The organism is Neobacillus cucumis, assembly GCF_023715505.1.
The window spans coordinates 1-260 of record NZ_JAMBOH010000157.1; the positions used below are offsets into that span (position 1 = coordinate 1).

Below are 260 nucleotides of genomic sequence, written 5' to 3' on the forward strand. Positions count from 1 at the left end.
CAAGCTAGTAAGATCCCTGAAAGATGATCAGGTTGATAGGTCAGAGGTGGAAGCGTGGCGACATGTGGAGCTGACTGATACTAATCGATCGAGGACTTAACCATAGTTTATAGGCGTAACTCGTTTTTACAACATTTCTTCTACATTATCTAGTTTTGAGAGAACGATCTCTCTAATTTTATAGTCTGGTAATTAAGGCGAGAAGGTCACACCCGTTCCCATACCGAACACGGAAGTTAAGCTTCTCAGCGCCGATGGTA

2 rRNA genes are annotated in these 260 nt (G+C 43.1%); both read left to right on the forward strand.

The features are described from left to right. Window positions 1-104 (forward strand): 23S ribosomal RNA (locus M3226_RS31925); the annotation flags it as partial. Between the two features lie 80 nt (window positions 105-184). Then, window positions 185-260, forward strand: a 5S ribosomal RNA gene (rrf, locus tag M3226_RS31930); the annotation flags it as partial.